This is a genomic window from Bradyrhizobium sp. USDA 4486 (genome assembly GCF_054057995.1).
In genome coordinates this window covers 1,121,195-1,139,158 of sequence record NZ_JBSRZV010000001.1, presented here as the reverse complement: position 1 = coordinate 1,139,158, position 17,964 = coordinate 1,121,195, and the positions used below count along the sequence as shown (strand labels likewise).

Sequence of the window (17,964 nt, the reverse complement as noted above, 5' to 3'; positions counted from 1 at the left end):
TCTCACCCGGACAGTTTGGTAAAATCAGGCGGGCGGCGTTCCGCGAAGGCCGCGAAAGCCTCTCGCGCTTCGGGAGTCTTAAGCCGCACTTTGAAGGCCTCGCCCTCATCCGCCATCTGTGCTTGAATGCGCGCCACGTCGCGCATCAGGCGCTTGGTCGCACTCAGGGCGCCCGCGGGTCGCTTTGCCAGCACGTCGGCGGCGGCTTTTGCCTTGGCCCTGAGCTCGGCCGCGGGCACGACCGCGTTGGCAAGCCCTGAAGCAACCGCGGCCGCGGCATCGATTGGCTCGCCAAGAGCAAACATCTGATAGGCCCTGACGTGACCAATCCGCAGTGGCAGCAGCCAGCTCGAGGCAGCTTCGGGCACGAGGGCCAAGTTGACGAATGGCGTCGCAAGCCGCGCATCTTCGGCGAGGTACACCAGGTCACAATGCAAGAGCATGGTCGTTCCGACCCCGACGGCATTGCCCTGGACGGCCGCGACGATTGGCTTGGACGCCCTGCCGAGGGCTCCAATGAAACGGAACGCCGGGGATTCATCTTCGGTGTTTGCAGTCGACCGAGCCTTGAAGTCGGCGAGATCGTTTCCGGCGGTAAAGCTGTCGCCGTCGCCCTGGAACAGCACAACCTTAATTGCGTCCTCAGCCTCCGCGCGAGCGAGCGCGTCGGACATCGCATGATACATCGCACCAGTAATCGCATTTTTCTTGTCTGCGCGCTGCAACGTGACCACCAACACGCTGCCATCGAGTTCCGCTCTCACATGTTCACTCATTGCGCTTTCTCCTACTGAATCCCTCGTGCAACTGCGCGTAGGCGCTTCGGCGCTTGCACGGGGTTCTGCCAATCAAGCAGCCGCCGCGTCGTCCTGCCTGGCAAAACTGGCCAAGTGGAACGCCGGGTCACCGAACTGTGTGTTCAACGAGGCGATGCGCTTGAAATAGTGGCCAATGTTCAACTCATCCGTCATGCCCATCCCGCCATGAAGCTGGATAGCTTGCTCGGCAACGAACTTTGCGGCATAGCCGATCTTGGTCTTTGCGCCGGACGCGATCTTCGAGATGTTGCGCTCGCCGGTCGATAAGCTGAGATTGAGATATTGCGCCAGCGAGGCCGCCTCCTCCAGCGCGATGAACATGTCGACCATTCGGTGCTGCAGCACCTGGAATGTGCCGAGCGGCACCCCAAATTGCTTCCGCGTCTTGCTGTACTCAAGGGTCGCCGAATTGAGTTCTCGCATAGCGCCGATCACCTCGGCACAAAGGGCACCTATCGCCCGATCACGGCACCCTTCGAGCAGGCGGACGCCCTCGCCTTCGCCCCCAAGCAGATGATCGGCGGGCACGCGTACGTTATTGAGCGTCACTTCGGCAGCCCTACGGCCGTCGATTGTCCTGAAGCCGCGCAGATCGAGGTTCGTCGCATGACGGTCTACAATGAACAGACTGACGCCTTCGCGATCGCGCTTCTCGCCTGAGGTGCGCGCGGAAACGATCAGCCGATCGGCCCAAGGAGCGGCAATTACCGCGGTCTTGGCACCGGTCAAGACGTAGTGACCACCTTCCCGCCTCGCCTTCGTCGCGACGCAGTTGAGGTCGTAGCGGCCTTTCGCCTCGGTCCAAGCCAGGGCCCATGTCGACCGGCCTGCGATGACCGGCGATAGAAATTGCTCACGCTGCTCGGCCGAGCCGGCACTTTCGATCAGACCGCCCGAGAGAACCACCGTTTCGAAAAACGGTTCGACCACGAGATTGCGACCGAACTCGTTCATGATGATCATCGTCGCCAAGGCTCCGCCACCTAGGCCACCGTGTTCCTCACGAAAGGGAGCCGCAAACAATCCAAGATCGGCAAAGGCGCGCCAATGCGCAACGCTCCATCCCTCCTCGGATGCAACGATCTTACGACGCGTCTCGAAGTCATACTGATTCTTCAGATACCGTTGGAGGCTGCCGCGAAGCAGTTCCTGTTCCTCCGTCCACTGAATGTCCATCGGACTTTCCTCTTCGCCTAAAGACCGAGCACGGCTTTCGCGATGATGTTGCGCTGAATCTCATTAGAACCGCCGAAGATGCTCAGTTTGCGTGAGTTCAGATAATGCTCCGAGGCGGTGTGCGCGTAATCCGGTCCCGGCATGAAGTGGTTATTGCCCGCCGGATGCTCGCGAAGCGCAAGGCCGTAGCTGCCGATCGCTCGATGCGTCAGGTCGGTGATTTCTTGGAGGATCTCGGTACCGCGGATCTTGAACAAGGACGCCGCAGCACCTGGTTCGATGCCGCGCGCCATCTGCGCAACCACGCGAAGTTCGGTCGCCTCCAGCGCCATTACGTCAAGCTCGATGCGGGCGATCTCCTTGAAGAATTCGAAATAGGCCGGATCGGTGTCGTCCATCTCGGAACGAACGATCCGTTTCAGATTCTCAAGCGAGCGAATCGAGCGACCGATGCCTGCCATGCTCGTGCGCTCGTTGCCGAGCAAGAACTTGGCATAACTCCAGCCCTTGTTCTCTTCGCCAATTAGGTTTGCGACCGGCACCCGTACATCTTCGAGAAAGACGTCGTTGACCTCGTGTGACCCATCGATAGTGATGATCGGACGTACCGTCACGCCCGGCGACTTCATGTCGATAAGAAGAAACGAGATGCCTGCCTGCGCCTTGGCTGTGGGATCGGTACGGACCAGGCAAAAGATCCAGTCCGCATGCTGTGCCAAGGTGGTCCACGTCTTGTGACCGTTCACCACATAGTGATCGCCGTCGCGGACCGCTTTGGTACGCACCGACGCGAGATCGGATCCTGAACCCGGCTCGGAATAACCTTGGCACCACCAATCCTCACCGGAAAGAATTCGCGGCAAGAACTTCTTCTTCTGGGCTTCGTCGCCAAACGTGTATATGACGGGGCCGACCATCGTGATGCCGAAGGCGAGCGGCGGCAGCGTTCCGGCGCGCGAGGTCTCTTGTTCGAAAATGAAGCGCTGGGTGATCGACCAGCCGGGGCCGCCATATTCCTTCGGCCACAGAGGCGCAATCCAACCCTTGCGGTAGAGGATGCGATGCCACAGCAGCGACTGGTCCTTTGTCAGATCCGTTTCCGGATTCGGGACGCGCATTTCAGCGGGATAGTTTTCGGCGATGAAGGCGCGAACTTCGTCACGAAAGGCAGCATCTTCCTTCGACAGCGCAAGCTCCACGGGCTCCCCCTTCACCACTTCTCGCCAAAGGGGCGGATTTCGAGCTCGAATGTCCACGCACTCTTCGGCTGCTGGTAGAGCTGCCAATATGATTCCGCCACCGATTTGGGGGGCATCAGCAGATCAGGGTCGTCTAGCGCGTTCGGCCCAAACGCCTCAATTCGGCGCTGACGCACCCACTCGGTATCAACGCCGGCGTCGATGATCAGATGAGCGACATGGATGTTCTTGGGTCCCAGCTCGCGCGCCGCCGCCTGTGCAACTGCACGCAACCCGAATTTCGCGCTGGCGAACGCCGCGTACCCCGAGCCGCCGCGCAGCGATGCCGTTGCCCCAGTAAAAAAGATGTTGCCCTTGCCGCGAGGCAGCATGAGCCTGGCGGCTTCACGGCCGGCGAGAAATCCGGAATAGCAAGCCATCTCCCATACTTTGCGGAACACGCGCTCGGTCGTGTCCAGGATGGGAAAATTGACATTTGCGCCGATGTTAAAAATGCAAACTTCGAGCGGCGCGTGCTTATCGGCGTCCGTAAGAAAGGAGATGACCTCTTCCTCCTTGCGCGCATCGAGCGAACGCGCGTGGATTTCGCCGCCTGCGGCCTCGATGTCTTTGACCAGCGGTTCGAGCTTTGCGCCATTGCGCCGGCCAGCGAAGACGCTAAAGCCTTCTGCCGCGAATTTCTTGGCAATCTCGCCGCCGATAAAGTCACCAGCTCCGATCACGGCTACGGTCGCGTTTCTCTTGGACAAAGCCTATCTCCGTCGTGTGTAACCGCGCCCTATTCGGCCGCGGCAATATTTGGGGAGCCCTTGAGGGACTCCGACAGCTTGTGCTTGAGGATTTTTCCAGTCGAGCTGGCCGGCAAGGCTTCCAGCACAATGATTTCGGACGGCCGCTTGTAGGCCGTCAGTTGATTTTTCAGGTACGCGGACAGGTCGGCTGGCCGGGCCGTCGACCCCTTGATCAACTGAACGAAGGCCACCACCTCCTCGTTGCCTTCGACCAGCCGCCCCACCACCGCCGACTGAAGCACTTCCCGATGCGCATTCAGCACCGCTTCAATTTCGGCTGGATAGACGTTGAACCCCGAGCGGATTATCATTTCCTTTGTGCGTCCAACGATGTAGAGACAATCGCGATCGAAGCGCGCAAGGTCCCCCGTGTTGAACCACCCTTCACCATCGATCACCTTGGCAGTTAACTCCGGGGCGCGGTAGTAGCCTCTCATAACGTTGCGCCCGCGCACGTGAAGCTCGCCGACCTCTCCATCCTCGAGCGGCAATCCATCCCGCGTCCTGACGCGCGCCTCGACGCCGGGCAAGATCGTGCCCACCGTATTGTCGGAACGTGGCGCATCGAACCGGACGCCGGCAATGCCAGGCGCGCATTCGGTGATACCGTAGCCGTTCAAGAGAGGCAGATCGAACTCGGCCTCGATCCGCTCCTTTAGAGTCACATCAAGGGGCGCACCTGCCACCGCCATCAAGCGCAGGGAACCCCGGTCCAGCCGCTTGATGCGCGCAAGCTTTTTGTACTCCAGTAACCGCTGATAGGTTGCCGGTACGCCATTCACGACCGTGACGCCCTCCTCTGCAATCGCCTTCAGCAAGGCGGGCGGATCGTATTTGCTGACGAGCTGCACCGTCCCGCCAACGAGGAGCGTCATTGTGAGCAGTGAGATCCCGACGATATGTGAGATCGGGAGCACGACGTATACTCGGTCGCGCTCGTCGAGCTTGCGAAAGTGCGCCGTGGTTGCGGCGCTGACGAGGAGATTCTCATGCGAGAGCATAACGCCTTTGGGGTCACCAGTCGTACCCGACGTGTAGATCAAGACCGCAATCTGCTTGGCGGCATCATGCTCCACTGGCTCGGCAAGCGTCGCCAAATTCAGCCTACCGACGCCAATTCCTTGAAGCGAACCAATATGACGCACCTCCGCACCAAGACGAGCCGCATGCGCCGCAGCTTCGGTGGAAGTGACGGTCGTGAAGAAAAGCCGCCGCGCGCCGCTGTGATCTCGGATTTGATCGATCTCGCGCGCTGACAAGCGAGGATTGGCAACAATCGCCCAAGCGTCGAGCCGACTGGCGGCGAGCAGCAGAACGGCAAGAGCGATGCAGTTTTCGCTGACGATCATCACACGATCACCAGGCCTCACACCAAGGGAACTGAGATGGCGAGCGACCTCACCGAGCTGCTGATGGAGTTCGCGATAGCTCCAAGCCAGCGCGCCTTCCACCAGAGCGACACTGTCAGGCGCGTGGGCGACGTGCCTCTCAATCACTTCATGAAGACGGCGCGGCAGTGATGCGACGATTCGACCGATGTCGACCGTCTCCGAGACTTCCGCCACAGCGCTCCTCCCTGGAAATGGTTGTCTGCGGCCCGTGAGGCCATCGTGTTTCAGAAAACTATCGTTCTGTTTTAGAACTTGTCAAGCGCCAAAAGCAGGCCGCCCCGAGCTCCATTTTTGCACTTCCCAAAACATTTCTCGTTTACAACAGTAGGCTGACAAGTACTATTTCGTTCTAAAATAGAACCATGGGAGGATCACGATGGCCGGGAGGCGCGGCGTAGCAATATTGGTCGGCGCGGGCGACGCGATCGGGGCAGCCGTCGCGCGACGGTTTGCCAAGGGCGGCTATGTCGTCTGCATTTGCCGGCGCGATGCCGCTAAGTCAAAGGCGCTTATGGATGAGCTCCACGCCGAAGGTCACGCGGCGCACGCGATCAGCGTGGATGCCCGGCAGGAAATTGAAGTTCAGAAACTCTTCGACAGGGTTGAGAACGAAATTGGCTCCATCGAAGTCTGCCTGTTCAACGCCGGGTCAAACGTCAACAAAGCGCTGACCGAAACGACGGAAAAACTGTTCTTCAAGGCTTGGGAGCTGGCCTGCTATGCCGGCTTCTTGGTCGGCCGGGAGGCCGCGCGCGTCATGGTTCCGCGCAACAGGGGCACTATCCTGTTCACAGGCGCGACCGCCAGTGTCCGCGGCGGCAAAGGCTTTTCCGCGTTTTCATCGGCCAAATTTGGGCTGCGCGCGGTCGCCCAGGCAATGGCCCGGGAACTTGGGCCCAAGAATATCCATGTCGTCCACCTCATCATAGATGCGGGTGTCGACAGCGAGGCGATCCATCAGAGGCTGAAGGCGAAGGGCATCGAGGCAAACCAAATCGCGGCTGACAGCCTCACCAAGACGGCCTCCATCGCTGAGGCCTATTGGTTTGCCCATCAGCAAACAAGGGACGGCTGGACGCACGAGCTTGACCTTCGGCCTGCCGTGGAGAAATGGTGATGATGGTCAGGCCAGAGCTGACGCTATGGGGCGTCGGAACTAGTCGGACGATACGGCCACACTGGGCACTTCACGAACTTGACCTAGCTTACGAGACCAAGCCAATTGGTCCGCGAACAGGCGAGACTAAGTCACAGGAGTATACCAGGCTTAATCCTCGTCAGAAAATCCCGCTGTTGCAGGACGGCAATTTTCGGCTCGGCGAAAGCGCCGCGATCGTTGCCTATCTATCATGCACCTATGGAAGGCCCAATCAGACCCTTGTACCCGAAACATCGCAGGAACAGGCCGCTTGGCTTGAATGGTGCTTCTTCATCGTCACCGAACTCGATTCGACCAGCCTCTACGTGATGCGCAGACATAGCGCCGACGCATTGGGACCGATCTATGGTGTTGCGCCGGAGGTCGTCGCGAAGGCTGGCGAATATTTTCGCGAGCAGCTGCGGCATGTGGAAGTCGCACTGAGCGACGGGCGATCCTATTTGATGGGTGAGCACTTCACGAGCGCCGACATCCTGCTCACAACTTGCCTCGACTGGGCGATCGCCTACGGATCTGCGATAATGCACATCCGTATCTCAATCGCATTCACCAGCGCCCAGCTTATCAGCGGGCACTGATAGCGAACCGGCCATTGGCGCCAATTACGCCGGGGCCGGCGAAAACCTGAGAGAGATCAGCAGTTCGTGCGAATCTGGTTGCCAGCGTGTGGTTCTGTCCGCCGGCATCGGTCGAACGACGCAAGCGCGAGGCCTAGAGTCGGCGCATAGCGAAATACTCAGCGACAAGCCTTGCCCACGATGATGCAGGCTGAGAGACTCTCAGTCTGCCCTGGCCGAGCCAACCGGCATCGCAAGGGGTGCCCAATCTCGCGATTGCCATTCGATCAACGTTATACCGGCGTGATTGGCTTCGATACTGATCTCGACGAAGCCGGTCCGATTGTCGCCCGGCGCTCTCCTTCGAGCAAGAATCTGCTTTCCGCTGACGGACCAATATCGACTGGATTGTGCTCCCGCTCGCCCGGTTCGAAGCAAAATTCCGCTCCCCATTTCCAGAGCGCGACCAGTATGACCGCTAGCTTCTTACCTTTTTCTGTGAGCACGTAACGGTGGAATGCCGTGTCCTGGATCGGCTCGAGCCGAAAGATCTCCTTCGCAACGAGCTTCTTCAAACGCGCTGACAGCATATTCTTTGCGATTCCGAGGCCTTTCTCGAACTCACCAAAGCGCTGTGCACCCTCAAAGGCGTTGCGGATGATGAGAAGCGACCACCAGTCGCCGATAGTGCGTAGCGACTTCGTTATTGCACAGTTCTCCTGAAGCACATTGGGCCGTCCGGCTTTCATTACCCCGTCCTCCAATCAACAGCGGTTGCAAATTTAAACCACATGCGCCATTCTGTCGACCGCTTCAAAATGAAACCCACGGATTGGTCAAAGCCGTGCCGGAAAGGAACTTCTCATGACTTCTGCACTTCTCTCTCCCCTCAAGATGGGCGCGCTTTCCTTGAAGCACCGGATTGTTATGGCACCCTTGACGCGCATGCGCGCGAAAGTGCCCGCGAACGCGGCACACGCGCTGAACGCGGAGTACTATGCGCAGCGCGCGACGGAGGGCGGACTAATTGTCGCCGAAGCCTCTCAAGTCTCGCCGAGCGGTCAAGGCTATCCGCAAACTCCAGGGATCTACTCTGAGGACCAAATCGAGGGTTGGCGAAAAGTGACTTCGGCCGTGCACGCGCGTGGTGGCTTGATAATCCTTCAACTCTGGCATGTTGGTCGTGTCTCGCATCCGAGTTTCCAACCGAACGGGGCATTGCCGGTGGCACCGTCTGCTATCGCCGCCAACGGCAAGCATTTCACCTCAGACTGGAAGATGGAACCGTTCACGACGCCAAGAGCGCTGGAAATCGACGAAATCGCCGGCATCATTGATGCCTATAGACAGGGCGCGCGCAACGCCCTCGCTGCCGGGTTCGACGGCGTTGAATTGCACGGGGCCAACGGCTACCTGGTCGAACAATTCTTGCAATCGCGCTCCAATCAACGCACCGACCGCTATGGCGGCTCAATTCAAAACCGCATTCGGTTTCTGATCGAAGTAACCGAAGCACTTGTCGGGTCGTGGGCTCAGATCGGGTCGGCGTCCGCTTGTCTCCGTTCGGGGTTGCCAACGGAAGTGGTGAAGATGATCCCGTCCCGCTTTACCAGGCTGCCATCAGCGCACTCGCGCCGATGGGCCTTGCATATCTCCATTTGATCGAACCGCGCGTGGCTGGGGGAGCAAAGTCAGACGAACTGCGTTCTGACGTTCCGTCCGCCAGCGAACTATTCCGCCGGTCTTGGCCAGGAGTTTTGGTCGTCGCGGGTGGCTATGATGGTCCCACTGCAGAGCGTGCGGTCAGCAGCGGCGATGGTGATGCGGTGGCATTCGGCCGCGCGTTCATCTCGACCCCCGACCTGGTCGAACGTGTGCGGATCGGCGCGGCCTTTAATCCGTGGCACCGGCCAACGTTCTATGGCGGTGACTCGACCGGTTACACCGACTATCCGAGCCTGGAGGCGGTCGGGGCCGATTGATCTCGCGTCAATCGTTCTGCGAGGTTGAATCTTATTCGATTAGCGACGACCGCCGGCGTTTGCCGACGCTGGCCGGTGCGCCGAAGATTAGGTTGGATCGAAATGCCGACGTTCAATACGTTGTTAGAGAGCATGCAAGCCAAGGGTGGCGAGTGGGAAGTCGACGTAGGCAAAGACTGGCTGCAGGGCCGGACGATTTATGGAGGTCTTGGCGCGGCGCTCTGCGTCGAAGCCTGCCGGCGTGCCGACAAGGGCTTAGCTCCACTACGCTCGGCGCAATTCGCCTTTATAGGACCTGTAACCGGACGTCTTCGGCTGCGCCCGACACTGCTCAGACAGGGAAAATCCGCTGCATTCTTCCGGGTTGAATTGCTCGATGATGCGGGTCTTGCGACCCAGGCAACCTTGTGCTTTGCGGCAAGCCGCTCATCGTCACTTTCTTTCGATGGGCTTGCCTGTCCAAAGGTGAACAAGCCTGCCGAATGCCCGAATGCTTTCCTCGACGCACCGCCTTGGCTTGCCTTCACGCAACACCTTGAAGCGAGGCTGGCATCTGGAGATCGTCCCTTCCAAGGGAACACGCCGGATACAATGACGTGGATACGCTTTCGTGACAGGTCGCACGGCGCCTCAATAACGAACGTGATCGCACTCGCCGACGCGCCCGTGCCGGCAGCGCTTATTCTCGCGAGGCAGAAAGGCATCATAAGCACGATGACATGGTCGATCGACATGCTGACGACTGGCTACGAGACCGACGACGGCTGGCTGCTCGTCCGTACCAATGCTGAAACTGTAAAGGAAGGTTATTCCAGTCAGTCGATGACGATGTGGTCGATGGATGGTAAGCCGATCCTTGTGGCCCGGCAAAATCTCGCTCTTTTTTTCTGAGAGCCCTCAACGGGGGGTTAGGGCTCGATGAGCGATCGATCGCGGGTGGCGAGAGCTACCCGCGATCGTGGTCCGACAAGCGACGCGAGGGCCCGGCCATCTGCAATCTGGCCCAAAAGGTCGAGATCATAGTTTGCGCGCAATCGACCGACGAGATGTCGGACAGGAGATCTTTGACAGCGGTTTGCCGTGCTGTCGCGAAGCGCGGACGGCACTGGCTGACAGCGTTGGTGCGGCACGTCAATATCCTGCACCACCGACCTCCGAGTATGGCTTCGCACCGGCACGGTCCTCCCCCGGCCCGCAAGGCGAAATCCAAGGCGCTCTACTTTTTCACGCTGGAGCTTTCGCCACGAACCTAATCCTAATGACGGCGTCTTCATGCTGATCGTCACCCACTATTCGGTTGCAAAGTTAAACTATGTCGGCATACTTCAATGGTTGCAAAATTAAACCGCCAAGCTCGATAGCTGGCGTCACCGGGAGAACATGATGAGCGATCTATTGGAACGTGCGATCCAGGCCCATGGAGGCTGGGATCGGTGGCAACAGACCAAGGCAATCAAAGCCCATATCGCCGCAGGCGGCGCCGTCTTTCCGATCAAAGGCTTTCCGAACGCTTATGCTGATATTCACTGTTCGATCGATACGCGAAAACAGCACACTGAGTTCACGCCGTTCCTCAAGAGTGGTCAGCATTGCGTTTTCGAGCCCGGCCAGACTTCAGTCGTCTCCGCGACCGGCGAAGTTATGGAAAAGCTTGAGTCTCCCCGAAACTCGTTCGCAGGCCACACCGTAATGACGCCTTGGGATGCCCGGCAACTGGTCTATTTTACCGGTTATGCGATGTGGACATATCTCACGACACCCTTCCTGTTCAAACTTCCTGGTTTCAAGACCGAGGAAATCGATCCTTGGAGCGAGAATGGCGAAACATGGCGCCGGCTTAAGGTGACATTCCCGGCAGAAATTCACAGTCACTCAACCGTGCAGACGTTCTATTTCAATGCCGACGGGCTGCTCAGGCGGCACGATTACAGCGTCGAGATCATGGGCGGAACAAACAGCTGCCACTACTCGAGCGACCACGTTACATTTGGCGGGCTCGTATTCCCGACCAAGCGCCGCGTCTACTCAATCGGCGAGAACAACCTGCCAGTTCTCGATCGCGTTGCGATCTCGATCGATGTGCGGAACGTTGAGGTGATCTGAAGCTCACAAGTCTACGACCGAGCCGGTAGAGCCGGTTCGGTCGGCCCGTGCGACGAACACCTGCTCTGATCAGGCCAACCGCGCCGGGCTTTAGTCTACTAGGCGCACGACCTTATCCTCGGCCATCTTGCGAATGGCCGTCTCGTCATAACCGAGTTTGACCAAAACGTCGCGCGAGTGCTCGCCGATTCGGGGCGCAGGTCCCGCGATCGTCGACCCGTTGAGCTCAAAGCGCGCCGCCGGCTTCGGCTGCCGAACCTTGCCAACGGTAGGTTGATCGATTTCGGCGATCAGACCTCGCGCCACGACTTGCTCATTATGGATGATTTCCGATCGGCGGAGGATCGGCGCGCAGGGCACGTCGGCGGCGTCAAGGCGATCGAGCCATTCGGCCGTGGTGTACCGGCCAATATATTCCTGCATCTTATTGATCCGAGCGGTCGCATTGACGTTCCGCGCTGTCGGGGTTGCGAAGCGTTCATCGTCGGCCAAGTTGGGATCGCCGGTGGCGCGACAGAACCCCTGCCATTCGGAATCCGAAATCGTCCCGCATGTCAGATAGCCATCGCTCGTCTTGAAGACGAGATCCGGCCTGTCATTTGGGTCACTTGGCTTGGCTTCGGCGCCAACCACCGTATATTGCATCATGCCTTCGGGCCACAGATAGGATATCATCGTGTCCAACATCGCGACCTGGATGTGATCCCCCAGGCCGGTCTTTTCTCTGGCATAGAGCGCAGCGGCAACAGCCTGTGCCGTCACAACGGCGGTGGTCTTGTCGCAAACGATGGTGCGGATCATCTGCGGCCGGTTGGTCACCGGCTGCGACTGAATATCGGCGAAGCCGGACAGGCCCTGAATGATCGGATCGTAAACCCGCTTCTTGACGTAAGGACCACTCTCCCCCACGCCACTGATCGACACATAGATGAGGTGCGGATGACGCCTACGCAACTCTTCCACCCCAAGACCCAGACGCTCCATCGTGCCGGGGCGGAAGTTCTGGACCAGCACATCCGCATTGGCCACCAGTTTTGCCAGCACCTCGCGCCCGGCGTCACTCTTGATATCAATGGAGAGCGAGCGCTTACCCCGGTTGGAAGAAATGAAGAGAGCCGAGAACTCGCCCTTCTTGTCGATTGTTGCACGACTTCGGCGGGTGATGTCTCCGCTGATCGGCTCGATCTTTAGAACGTCGGCGCCCTGATCGGCCAGAAACATGGTTGCGAACGGGCCGGATACGACGCCCGTCAGATCAAGAACACTGACACCGCTGAGTGGACCAGGCATAGATTCTCCCTGTTCTGTTTGACAAGGCAACGCAGGCCGAGCGCTCGCGCTAGGTGACTTTCGCGAGCTCGGCTTTCTGCGCTTCAATTTCTTCTTCGACATCGCGGAGCTGATCCTTACCGAAGAACATCTCGCGGCCGACGAAGAACGTCGGAGAGCCAAACGCACCGCGGGCAACCGCGTCATTCGTCAGATCTATGAGGCGCTTTTTAACGTCATCCTCCTGCGCGCGCTTCATCAAGCGATCGATATCAATTCCAGAGGATCTGAATGCGGCTCGGAAGATTTCGACGTCATCCATCTTTTTCGGCTCTTCCCACATATGATGATAGGCAGCGCGGAAGTATGGTTCGAACATCCCCTCGAACTGGGCCGCCACGACGCCGCGCATAAGCATCAAGGTATTGACCGGAAAGAACGGGTTCTGCCGAAAGCTCGTGATGTTATGACGGCGAACAAACCTCTGCGTCTCCAATGCCATGTGTTCCGGCTTGTTCTTGATTCCGCGAAGCGCATCCCCGGGAGACATGTTGCCAGTAGCCTTGTAAATGCCACCGAGCAGGACCGGCACATACTCGAACTTCACGCCGGTGCGCCGCTCAATCGAGGGGATTACGAGTTCGGCGAGATAAGCGTTCGGACTACCAAAATCGAACTGGAACTCAACTTTGAGCGGACTTCGCACCACTTCCTCCCTTGCCGGGTCAATGGCCGTGTTCTATAGTTCCAAATTAGAACTGTCAACGACCCACTATTTATCCAGCTTTTTGCTGTATCAGCATCATTATTAGATCGCTTGTAAGACCGTTCGTACCGATTTAGAATGGCATATGCCAGTGTTGCTTACCGATTCGAGCTTATGTTCGACTCGCGCGTGGAGAGTTGAAATGAAGTGGGAAGACCTCGAGGAAGAGCCCTGCTCGCTTGCACGCACAATCAGCGTGGTCGGCGACCGGTGGACGCTGCTGATCTTGCGGGAATGCTTTCTCCGGGTCCGCCGGTTCGAGGAGTTTCAGTCCACGCTTGGCATCACGCGCCATCTGCTGGCGGAACGGCTGAAGAAGTTGGTGCGCACGGGCGTGTTGCGGCGTATTCCCTATCAGGAAGCGCCTAAGCGCCACGAATATATCCTGACCCAGAAAGGACTGGACCTCTATCCAATCATGATGGCGCTGGTGCACTGGGGCGACACACACATGGTTGATGAGCGTGGTCGACCGTTACTGCACGAGCACAAAAAATGCGGAAAGCTATTCAATCCGATCATGGTGTGCTCGGAATGCAATGAGCCATTGCTGGCTAAGGAAGTCACGACGCATCCAGGACCGGGCGCTCGCTCGAAAAGCGATCGTGCTCCCGAGTCGCCCAAGGGAGCGAAGGTAAGGGCGGGCCGCCGCGCCGCTTAGCCGGACGTGCTCTTCGCCGCCACGGTCGAGTAGTGTCCGGCGAATGCGCGGCGCAGGTCCATTTTCTGGACCTTGCCGGTGGCTCCATAGCTCAAGGCGTCCACGAAGACGACGTCATCGGGTATCCACCATTTGGCAATCTTGCCTTCGAGATACCCGGTCACAGCTTGGGGCGTCAAAGCAGCGCCCGGTCCTGGCACCACAACCAATAGCGGCCGCTCCTCCCATTTTGGGTGCGGGATACCGATGACGGCCGCCTCCGCTACTCCCCGGGCAACCCATCGTGATATTTTCGACATCTATCGAGCTGATCCACTCACCCCCAGACTTAATGACGTCCTTGGCGCGATCGGTCAGTGGGATATTGTTGTCGTCATCCATGACGGCAAGATCGCCGGTGTCGAACCATCCATCCTCGAGCAGTGGCTTTTCCTCTCGGTAGTAGCCGGAAATGATCCATGGACCACGCACCATGAAACGGCCGCTCGATTTCCCGTCCCTTGGCATCTCGTCGCCGTTGTCCTCCGCGATCTTGACATCCACCCCATAAATCGGCTGTCCCTGACCGGTCTTACGCCGCAGTCGCTCCTGCCCTGTCGCTGCGGAGGAGCGCCGCGACGGTTGCGAACTCGTGCCGCATGGGCTGGCCTCCGTCATTCCCCAGACGTGCTGAACCGTGACACCCAGGCGCTCGTAACTCTCAATCATCTTCGGCGCCGGCGCAGAGCCCGCAACGACTATGCGCTCGAGCGTGCCCGCCCCGGCCCCTTCCCCTTCAAGGTGGCGAAGCAGATTTGAATAGAGAGTTGGCACCCCGGCCGCGACTGTAACGCCCTCACTTTCGATCAATTCCGCGATCGAGACGGCGTCGAGCTTGGGCCCCGGCAGCACCAGCTTCGCACCCACCATCGGCGCCGCATGAGTGAACCCCCAGGCCCCGTTGGCGTGGAACATCGGCGTCATGGGAAGAATGGTATCGCGCGCGGCAAATCCGATCGAATAGGCGCCGGCAATCGAGAGGCAATGCAGGAGATCAGAACGATGGGAGTAAAGCACGCCCTTCGGATTGCCGGTCGTGCCCGACGTATAAAACAGCGATGACGCCGACAATTCATCGAAGACGGGCCATTCGAAGTTTTCATCACCATCCTCAATCAGTTCCTCGTAGCAGATGAGGTTGGACAACGACGTCTCGGGCATATGCGACCGATCGGTCAACAACACGATCAGGCGAATAAAGCCGATCTCGCCGGCGAGCTTTTCCACGATCGGCAAGAAGGTCGCGTCCACAAAGAGCGCCGCGTCTTGAGCGTGATTGGCGATGTACGAAATCTGGGCCGGAATCAGCCGCGGATTGATCGCGTGCCAGACCGCCCCCATGCCGGTAACGCCATGCTCGATCTCAAAGTGCCTATAGGTGTTCCAGGCCAGAGTCGCAACCCGCTCTCCCTGCCCAACGCCTTGGCGGCGCAGCGCGTCTGCCAGCTTCCGCGCGCGACGCGACGCCTCCCCATAGCCGTAACGATGTATCGGGCCCTCCACGGTTCGCGATACTATTTCCGCATGCCGCAAGAGGGACGATAGCAACAATGGCTGGTTCTGCATCAACCCTTTCATCCGATTTCCCTCCTCGCACCAGTTCTTTGTCAGTCGGACGCCGCGTCGATCGCATCGGTGAACGGATCCCAATTCGCTCCCGTCCAGCGCTGGAGTCGCATCTGTGTGTAGTTCATGTTGATTTTTTCCGACGTGTTCACCTTGATGCCCGGCTGTACAGTTGGCAAAACGACGTTCTGGAAATTGCGCGCTTGCTTGATGATGTTCTCGCGCGACAAGTCATCGCCGCACTGCGTGATCAACTGCTCAAGCAGCAAACCTTGGGTATAGCCAAAAAGGTAGTTGTTGTCGGAGATGTCGATCCCGGGCATGTACTTCGCGGCAAAGGCCTTGAAGCCCTTCACACCTTCATCCTGCTCCCAGCTCGGATCGCTCGCATCCTTAGTGACGGTCCCGACAACGACCCCCTTTGAGACGTCCAGGCCTGCGGGCTTCAGGGTTGCACCCACGGAGCTGGACGGATAGTTCAGAACGATGAGCGGCTTCCAATTGAGCTCGTGCGCCTTGCGGATGGCTTGCGCCGCGAATTTCGGTGTACCGGCGACCAGGAGCGCGCCTGCTCCGGAGCTCTTCAGATTGACGACCTGAGCGTCCACGGTTGGTTCAGTAACCTCATAAGGCAGCGCAACGACCTTGTTGTCGAAATCGCTTTTCAAAACCGCCTTAAACGCATTGACGTAGTCTTTGCCGAGATCGTCATTTTGATAAAGGATCGCGTATTTCACCGTTGGCAGCGTCCGAGTCAGGAACTTCGCGTAGATCTTGCCCTCGGTGTCGTAGCTGACGAGGCTTGTGGTCGTGAACGGGAACTCCTCAACATTGGTGAACTTGCTTGCCCCCGAGACGATCCCGATCGTAGGGACACGTTTCACGCGCAGGTATTTTGCAACAGCCGCGTTACCCGGCGTTCCGAGCTGGCTATAAATGAACGCAACCTCGTCGCTTTCGACCAGCCTACGGACATGCTCGACGGCCTTGGGCGGACTATAAGCATCATCATAGGCTATGTAGTTGACTTTGCGCCCATTGATGCCCCCGCGATCATTGATGGACTGCACGTAGGCGAGGATACCTCTCCCCACCAGCCCGATGGATGAAGCAGGCCCGCTAAACGGAAAAATTCCGCCAATTTTGATTTCCGTCGCCGTGATACCAGGCGTATCGGCGCCCCGCGCGGACGTTCCCAAGACCGCAATCAACGCGCACGCGAGCGCCCATGCCCTTGTCATTCCGTGCCTCCACTTTAGTCGGGCCCAGCCCGTTAGAATTATTTGTTTGCGCGCCTTGGCGCACTCGAACCGTTATAGTTCAATTTTAGAACTGTCAATCTACCATGCGCGATAATCGTCCGTGCTTGTGATCTATTGATCAATTCTATTTTGAGACTTATACATATCGTAAAGCCGCTTTTGTCTCACTCCGTCCGCCTTATCTTCCATGCCTGCCCATTCCCTTGGGACGAGCGGCTGATCGTCGGCCAGGAGACCTCCATCGATGCCCGCCAACTCCATCGACACCGGGACGAACGAGTTGCTTTGCGACATCATCGACCGCGTTGCGGTCGTAACGTTGAACCGTCCGGAGGCACGAAATGCGCTCTCCGATAATCTGACGCCTGCCCTACGCCGAATGATTAAGCTGGCAGTTGACGAAGCGGAGGTTGGAGCGCTTCTGATCACGGGTGCTGGCTCGGCCTTCTGCGCCGGAGGCGATGTCAAGGGAATGGGCTCCGCCGGGTCGCCTGTCGAGACATCCATCGATGAGCGCATAGCGACATTGCGCACGCGCCAGCGAACCTTGACGGGCACACTTGCCGCTTTTCGAAAACCGACAATAGCTGCGCTTCCCGGGGCAACTGCCGGTGCCGGCATGGCCATCGCGCTCGCCTGCGATATACGGATCGCAGCTCAATCGGCGTTCATGACGACGGGCTATTCCCGCATTGGATTGACCGGAGACTACGGCATCAGCTGGCTGCTCACCCGTTTGGCGGGAACGGCGCGCGCGCGGGAGTTGATGTACCTGTCCGAGCGCCTTGACGCCCAGCGTTGTGAGGCTCTCGGTCTGGTCAATCGTGTGGTGCCTGACGACGAATTGCGCGGCGCTGCCCTCAAGCTGGCAAAGGAGCTTGCCGGAGGTCCGTCATTGGCGTTTGGATTTATCAAGGACAATCTTGAGCACGCACTATCGTCTAACCTGCTCGATTCGCTGGATTATGAAGCGGAAAATCTCGTGATGGCGGCACAAACCTATGATCACAAGGAAGCCGTCCGCGCCTTCGTCGAGAAGCGACGACCAGCGTTCCGCGGGAGCTAAAGCGAGGCAGAGAACACCGTCGTAGGGCTCTTGAAGCTCGCGCACACCTGCCGATTGGCGCCCCATCATGGACAAGGCGCGTGCGACTATCGCAAATCGCATCCATTTTTGGCGTTCCGAGTCGGCAAGCTTCATTCCGTAGGCTAGCTAAAGCGTCGC

14 protein-coding genes and 3 pseudogenes are annotated in these 17,964 nt (G+C 58.6%); 7 read left to right on the top strand and 10 right to left on the bottom strand.

What is annotated here, in order from left to right; all coding sequences use genetic code 11:
• Positions 1–2: 2 nt before the first annotated feature.
• The 5 genes from ACVWY3_RS05475 to ACVWY3_RS05455 all read right to left on the bottom strand — a co-directional run bounded on the left by ACVWY3_RS05475 (position 3) and on the right by ACVWY3_RS05455 (position 5,549).
• Positions 3–776, bottom strand: a complete 774-nt coding sequence (locus tag ACVWY3_RS05475; RefSeq protein ID WP_456837541.1) for an enoyl-CoA hydratase-related protein — start codon at positions 774–776, stop codon at positions 3–5.
• 72 nt (positions 777–848) lie between these two features.
• Positions 849–1,994 (bottom strand): acyl-CoA dehydrogenase family protein, encoded by a 1,146-nt coding sequence (locus ACVWY3_RS05470; protein WP_456837540.1) that lies wholly within the window; start codon positions 1,992–1,994, stop codon positions 849–851.
• A 17-nt stretch (positions 1,995–2,011) separates the two neighbouring features.
• Positions 2,012–3,193, bottom strand: coding sequence for an acyl-CoA dehydrogenase family protein (locus tag ACVWY3_RS05465; protein WP_456837539.1), 1,182 nt, complete (start codon positions 3,191–3,193; stop codon positions 2,012–2,014).
• 11 nt (positions 3,194–3,204) lie between these two features.
• Positions 3,205–3,942 carry an SDR family oxidoreductase gene (locus tag ACVWY3_RS05460; RefSeq protein ID WP_456837538.1) on the bottom strand — a complete coding sequence of 246 codons (738 nt, stop codon included), beginning with the start codon at positions 3,940–3,942 and terminating at the stop codon, positions 3,205–3,207.
• Between the two features lie 29 nt (positions 3,943–3,971).
• Positions 3,972–5,549 (bottom strand): class I adenylate-forming enzyme family protein, encoded by a 1,578-nt coding sequence (locus tag ACVWY3_RS05455; RefSeq protein ID WP_456837537.1) that lies wholly within the window; start codon positions 5,547–5,549, stop codon positions 3,972–3,974.
• 202 nt (positions 5,550–5,751) lie between these two features.
• Between ACVWY3_RS05455 and ACVWY3_RS05450 the strand changes: the two genes are divergently transcribed.
• On the top strand, positions 5,752–6,492 hold the full coding sequence (locus tag ACVWY3_RS05450) for an SDR family NAD(P)-dependent oxidoreductase (protein WP_456837536.1): 741 nt from the start codon (positions 5,752–5,754) through the stop codon (positions 6,490–6,492).
• Between the two features lie 2 nt (positions 6,493–6,494).
• Positions 6,495–7,162: pseudogene (locus ACVWY3_RS05445) on the top strand (glutathione S-transferase family protein).
• Positions 7,163–7,384: 222 nt separating this feature from the next.
• Here the strand turns inward: ACVWY3_RS05445 and ACVWY3_RS05440 are convergent.
• On the bottom strand, positions 7,385–7,840 hold the full coding sequence (locus tag ACVWY3_RS05440; RefSeq protein ID WP_456837535.1) for a winged helix-turn-helix transcriptional regulator: 456 nt from the start codon (positions 7,838–7,840) through the stop codon (positions 7,385–7,387).
• A gap of 115 nt (positions 7,841–7,955) precedes the next feature.
• Here ACVWY3_RS05440 and ACVWY3_RS05435 point away from each other — a divergent pair.
• The 3 genes and pseudogenes from ACVWY3_RS05435 (at position 7,956) to ACVWY3_RS05425 (ending at position 11,176) form a co-directional block, all read left to right on the top strand.
• Positions 7,956–9,073 (top strand): annotated as a pseudogene (locus tag ACVWY3_RS05435) (alkene reductase).
• A 102-nt stretch (positions 9,074–9,175) separates the two neighbouring features.
• Complete coding sequence (locus tag ACVWY3_RS05430; protein ID WP_456837534.1) at positions 9,176–9,964, top strand: thioesterase family protein; 789 nt, start codon at positions 9,176–9,178, stop codon at positions 9,962–9,964.
• Between the two features lie 492 nt (positions 9,965–10,456).
• Positions 10,457–11,176 carry a hypothetical protein gene (locus ACVWY3_RS05425; protein WP_456837533.1) on the top strand — a complete coding sequence of 240 codons (720 nt, stop codon included), beginning with the start codon at positions 10,457–10,459 and terminating at the stop codon, positions 11,174–11,176.
• 90 nt (positions 11,177–11,266) lie between these two features.
• On the opposite strand, the gene ACVWY3_RS05420 is transcribed toward ACVWY3_RS05425, so the two are convergent.
• Together ACVWY3_RS05420 and ACVWY3_RS05415 are read right to left on the bottom strand one after the other, a co-directional pair.
• A complete protein-coding gene (locus tag ACVWY3_RS05420) occupies positions 11,267–12,466 on the bottom strand; it encodes a CaiB/BaiF CoA transferase family protein (RefSeq protein ID WP_456837532.1) in 1,200 nt (399 codons plus the stop codon).
• Between the two features lie 49 nt (positions 12,467–12,515).
• A complete protein-coding gene (locus ACVWY3_RS05415) occupies positions 12,516–13,151 on the bottom strand; it encodes a DsbA family protein (protein ID WP_456837531.1) in 636 nt (211 codons plus the stop codon).
• Positions 13,152–13,353: 202 nt separating this feature from the next.
• On the opposite strand from ACVWY3_RS05415, the gene ACVWY3_RS05410 reads away from it, so the two are divergent.
• A complete protein-coding gene (locus tag ACVWY3_RS05410) occupies positions 13,354–13,872 on the top strand; it encodes a winged helix-turn-helix transcriptional regulator (RefSeq protein WP_456837530.1) in 519 nt (172 codons plus the stop codon).
• On the opposite strand, the pseudogene ACVWY3_RS05405 reads toward ACVWY3_RS05410, so the two are convergent.
• Together ACVWY3_RS05405 and ACVWY3_RS05400 are read right to left on the bottom strand one after the other, a co-directional pair.
• A pseudogene (locus ACVWY3_RS05405) lies at positions 13,869–15,489 on the bottom strand (long-chain-fatty-acid--CoA ligase). The gene ACVWY3_RS05410 and the pseudogene ACVWY3_RS05405 sit on opposite strands and share 4 nt — an antisense overlap.
• Positions 15,490–15,518: 29 nt before the next feature.
• Complete coding sequence (locus ACVWY3_RS05400; protein ID WP_456837529.1) at positions 15,519–16,718, bottom strand: ABC transporter substrate-binding protein; 1,200 nt, start codon at positions 16,716–16,718, stop codon at positions 15,519–15,521.
• 265 nt (positions 16,719–16,983) lie between these two features.
• Between ACVWY3_RS05400 and ACVWY3_RS05395 the strand changes: the two genes are divergently transcribed.
• Entirely contained in the window at positions 16,984–17,805 is an 822-nt protein-coding gene (locus ACVWY3_RS05395; RefSeq protein WP_456837528.1) for an enoyl-CoA hydratase, read from the top strand.
• The last annotated feature ends 159 nt before the right edge of the window (positions 17,806–17,964 follow it).

Coding starts and splice junctions, on each gene's coding strand:
- ACVWY3_RS05475 (WP_456837541.1), bottom strand. CDS start 776: ATGAGTGAACATGTGAGAGCGGAACTCGATGGCAGCGTGTTGGTGGTC.
- ACVWY3_RS05470 (WP_456837540.1), bottom strand. CDS start 1,994: ATGGACATTCAGTGGACGGAGGAACAGGAACTGCTTCGCGGCAGCCTC.
- ACVWY3_RS05450 (WP_456837536.1), top strand. CDS start 5,752: ATGGCCGGGAGGCGCGGCGTAGCAATATTGGTCGGCGCGGGCGACGCG.
- ACVWY3_RS05440 (WP_456837535.1), bottom strand. CDS start 7,840: ATGAAAGCCGGACGGCCCAATGTGCTTCAGGAGAACTGTGCAATAACG.
- ACVWY3_RS05430 (WP_456837534.1), top strand. CDS start 9,176: ATGCCGACGTTCAATACGTTGTTAGAGAGCATGCAAGCCAAGGGTGGC.
- ACVWY3_RS05425 (WP_456837533.1), top strand. CDS start 10,457: ATGAGCGATCTATTGGAACGTGCGATCCAGGCCCATGGAGGCTGGGAT.
- ACVWY3_RS05420 (WP_456837532.1), bottom strand. CDS start 12,466: ATGCCTGGTCCACTCAGCGGTGTCAGTGTTCTTGATCTGACGGGCGTC.
- ACVWY3_RS05410 (WP_456837530.1), top strand. CDS start 13,354: ATGAAGTGGGAAGACCTCGAGGAAGAGCCCTGCTCGCTTGCACGCACA.
- ACVWY3_RS05400 (WP_456837529.1), bottom strand. CDS start 16,718: ATGACAAGGGCATGGGCGCTCGCGTGCGCGTTGATTGCGGTCTTGGGA.
- ACVWY3_RS05395 (WP_456837528.1), top strand. CDS start 16,984: ATGCCCGCCAACTCCATCGACACCGGGACGAACGAGTTGCTTTGCGAC.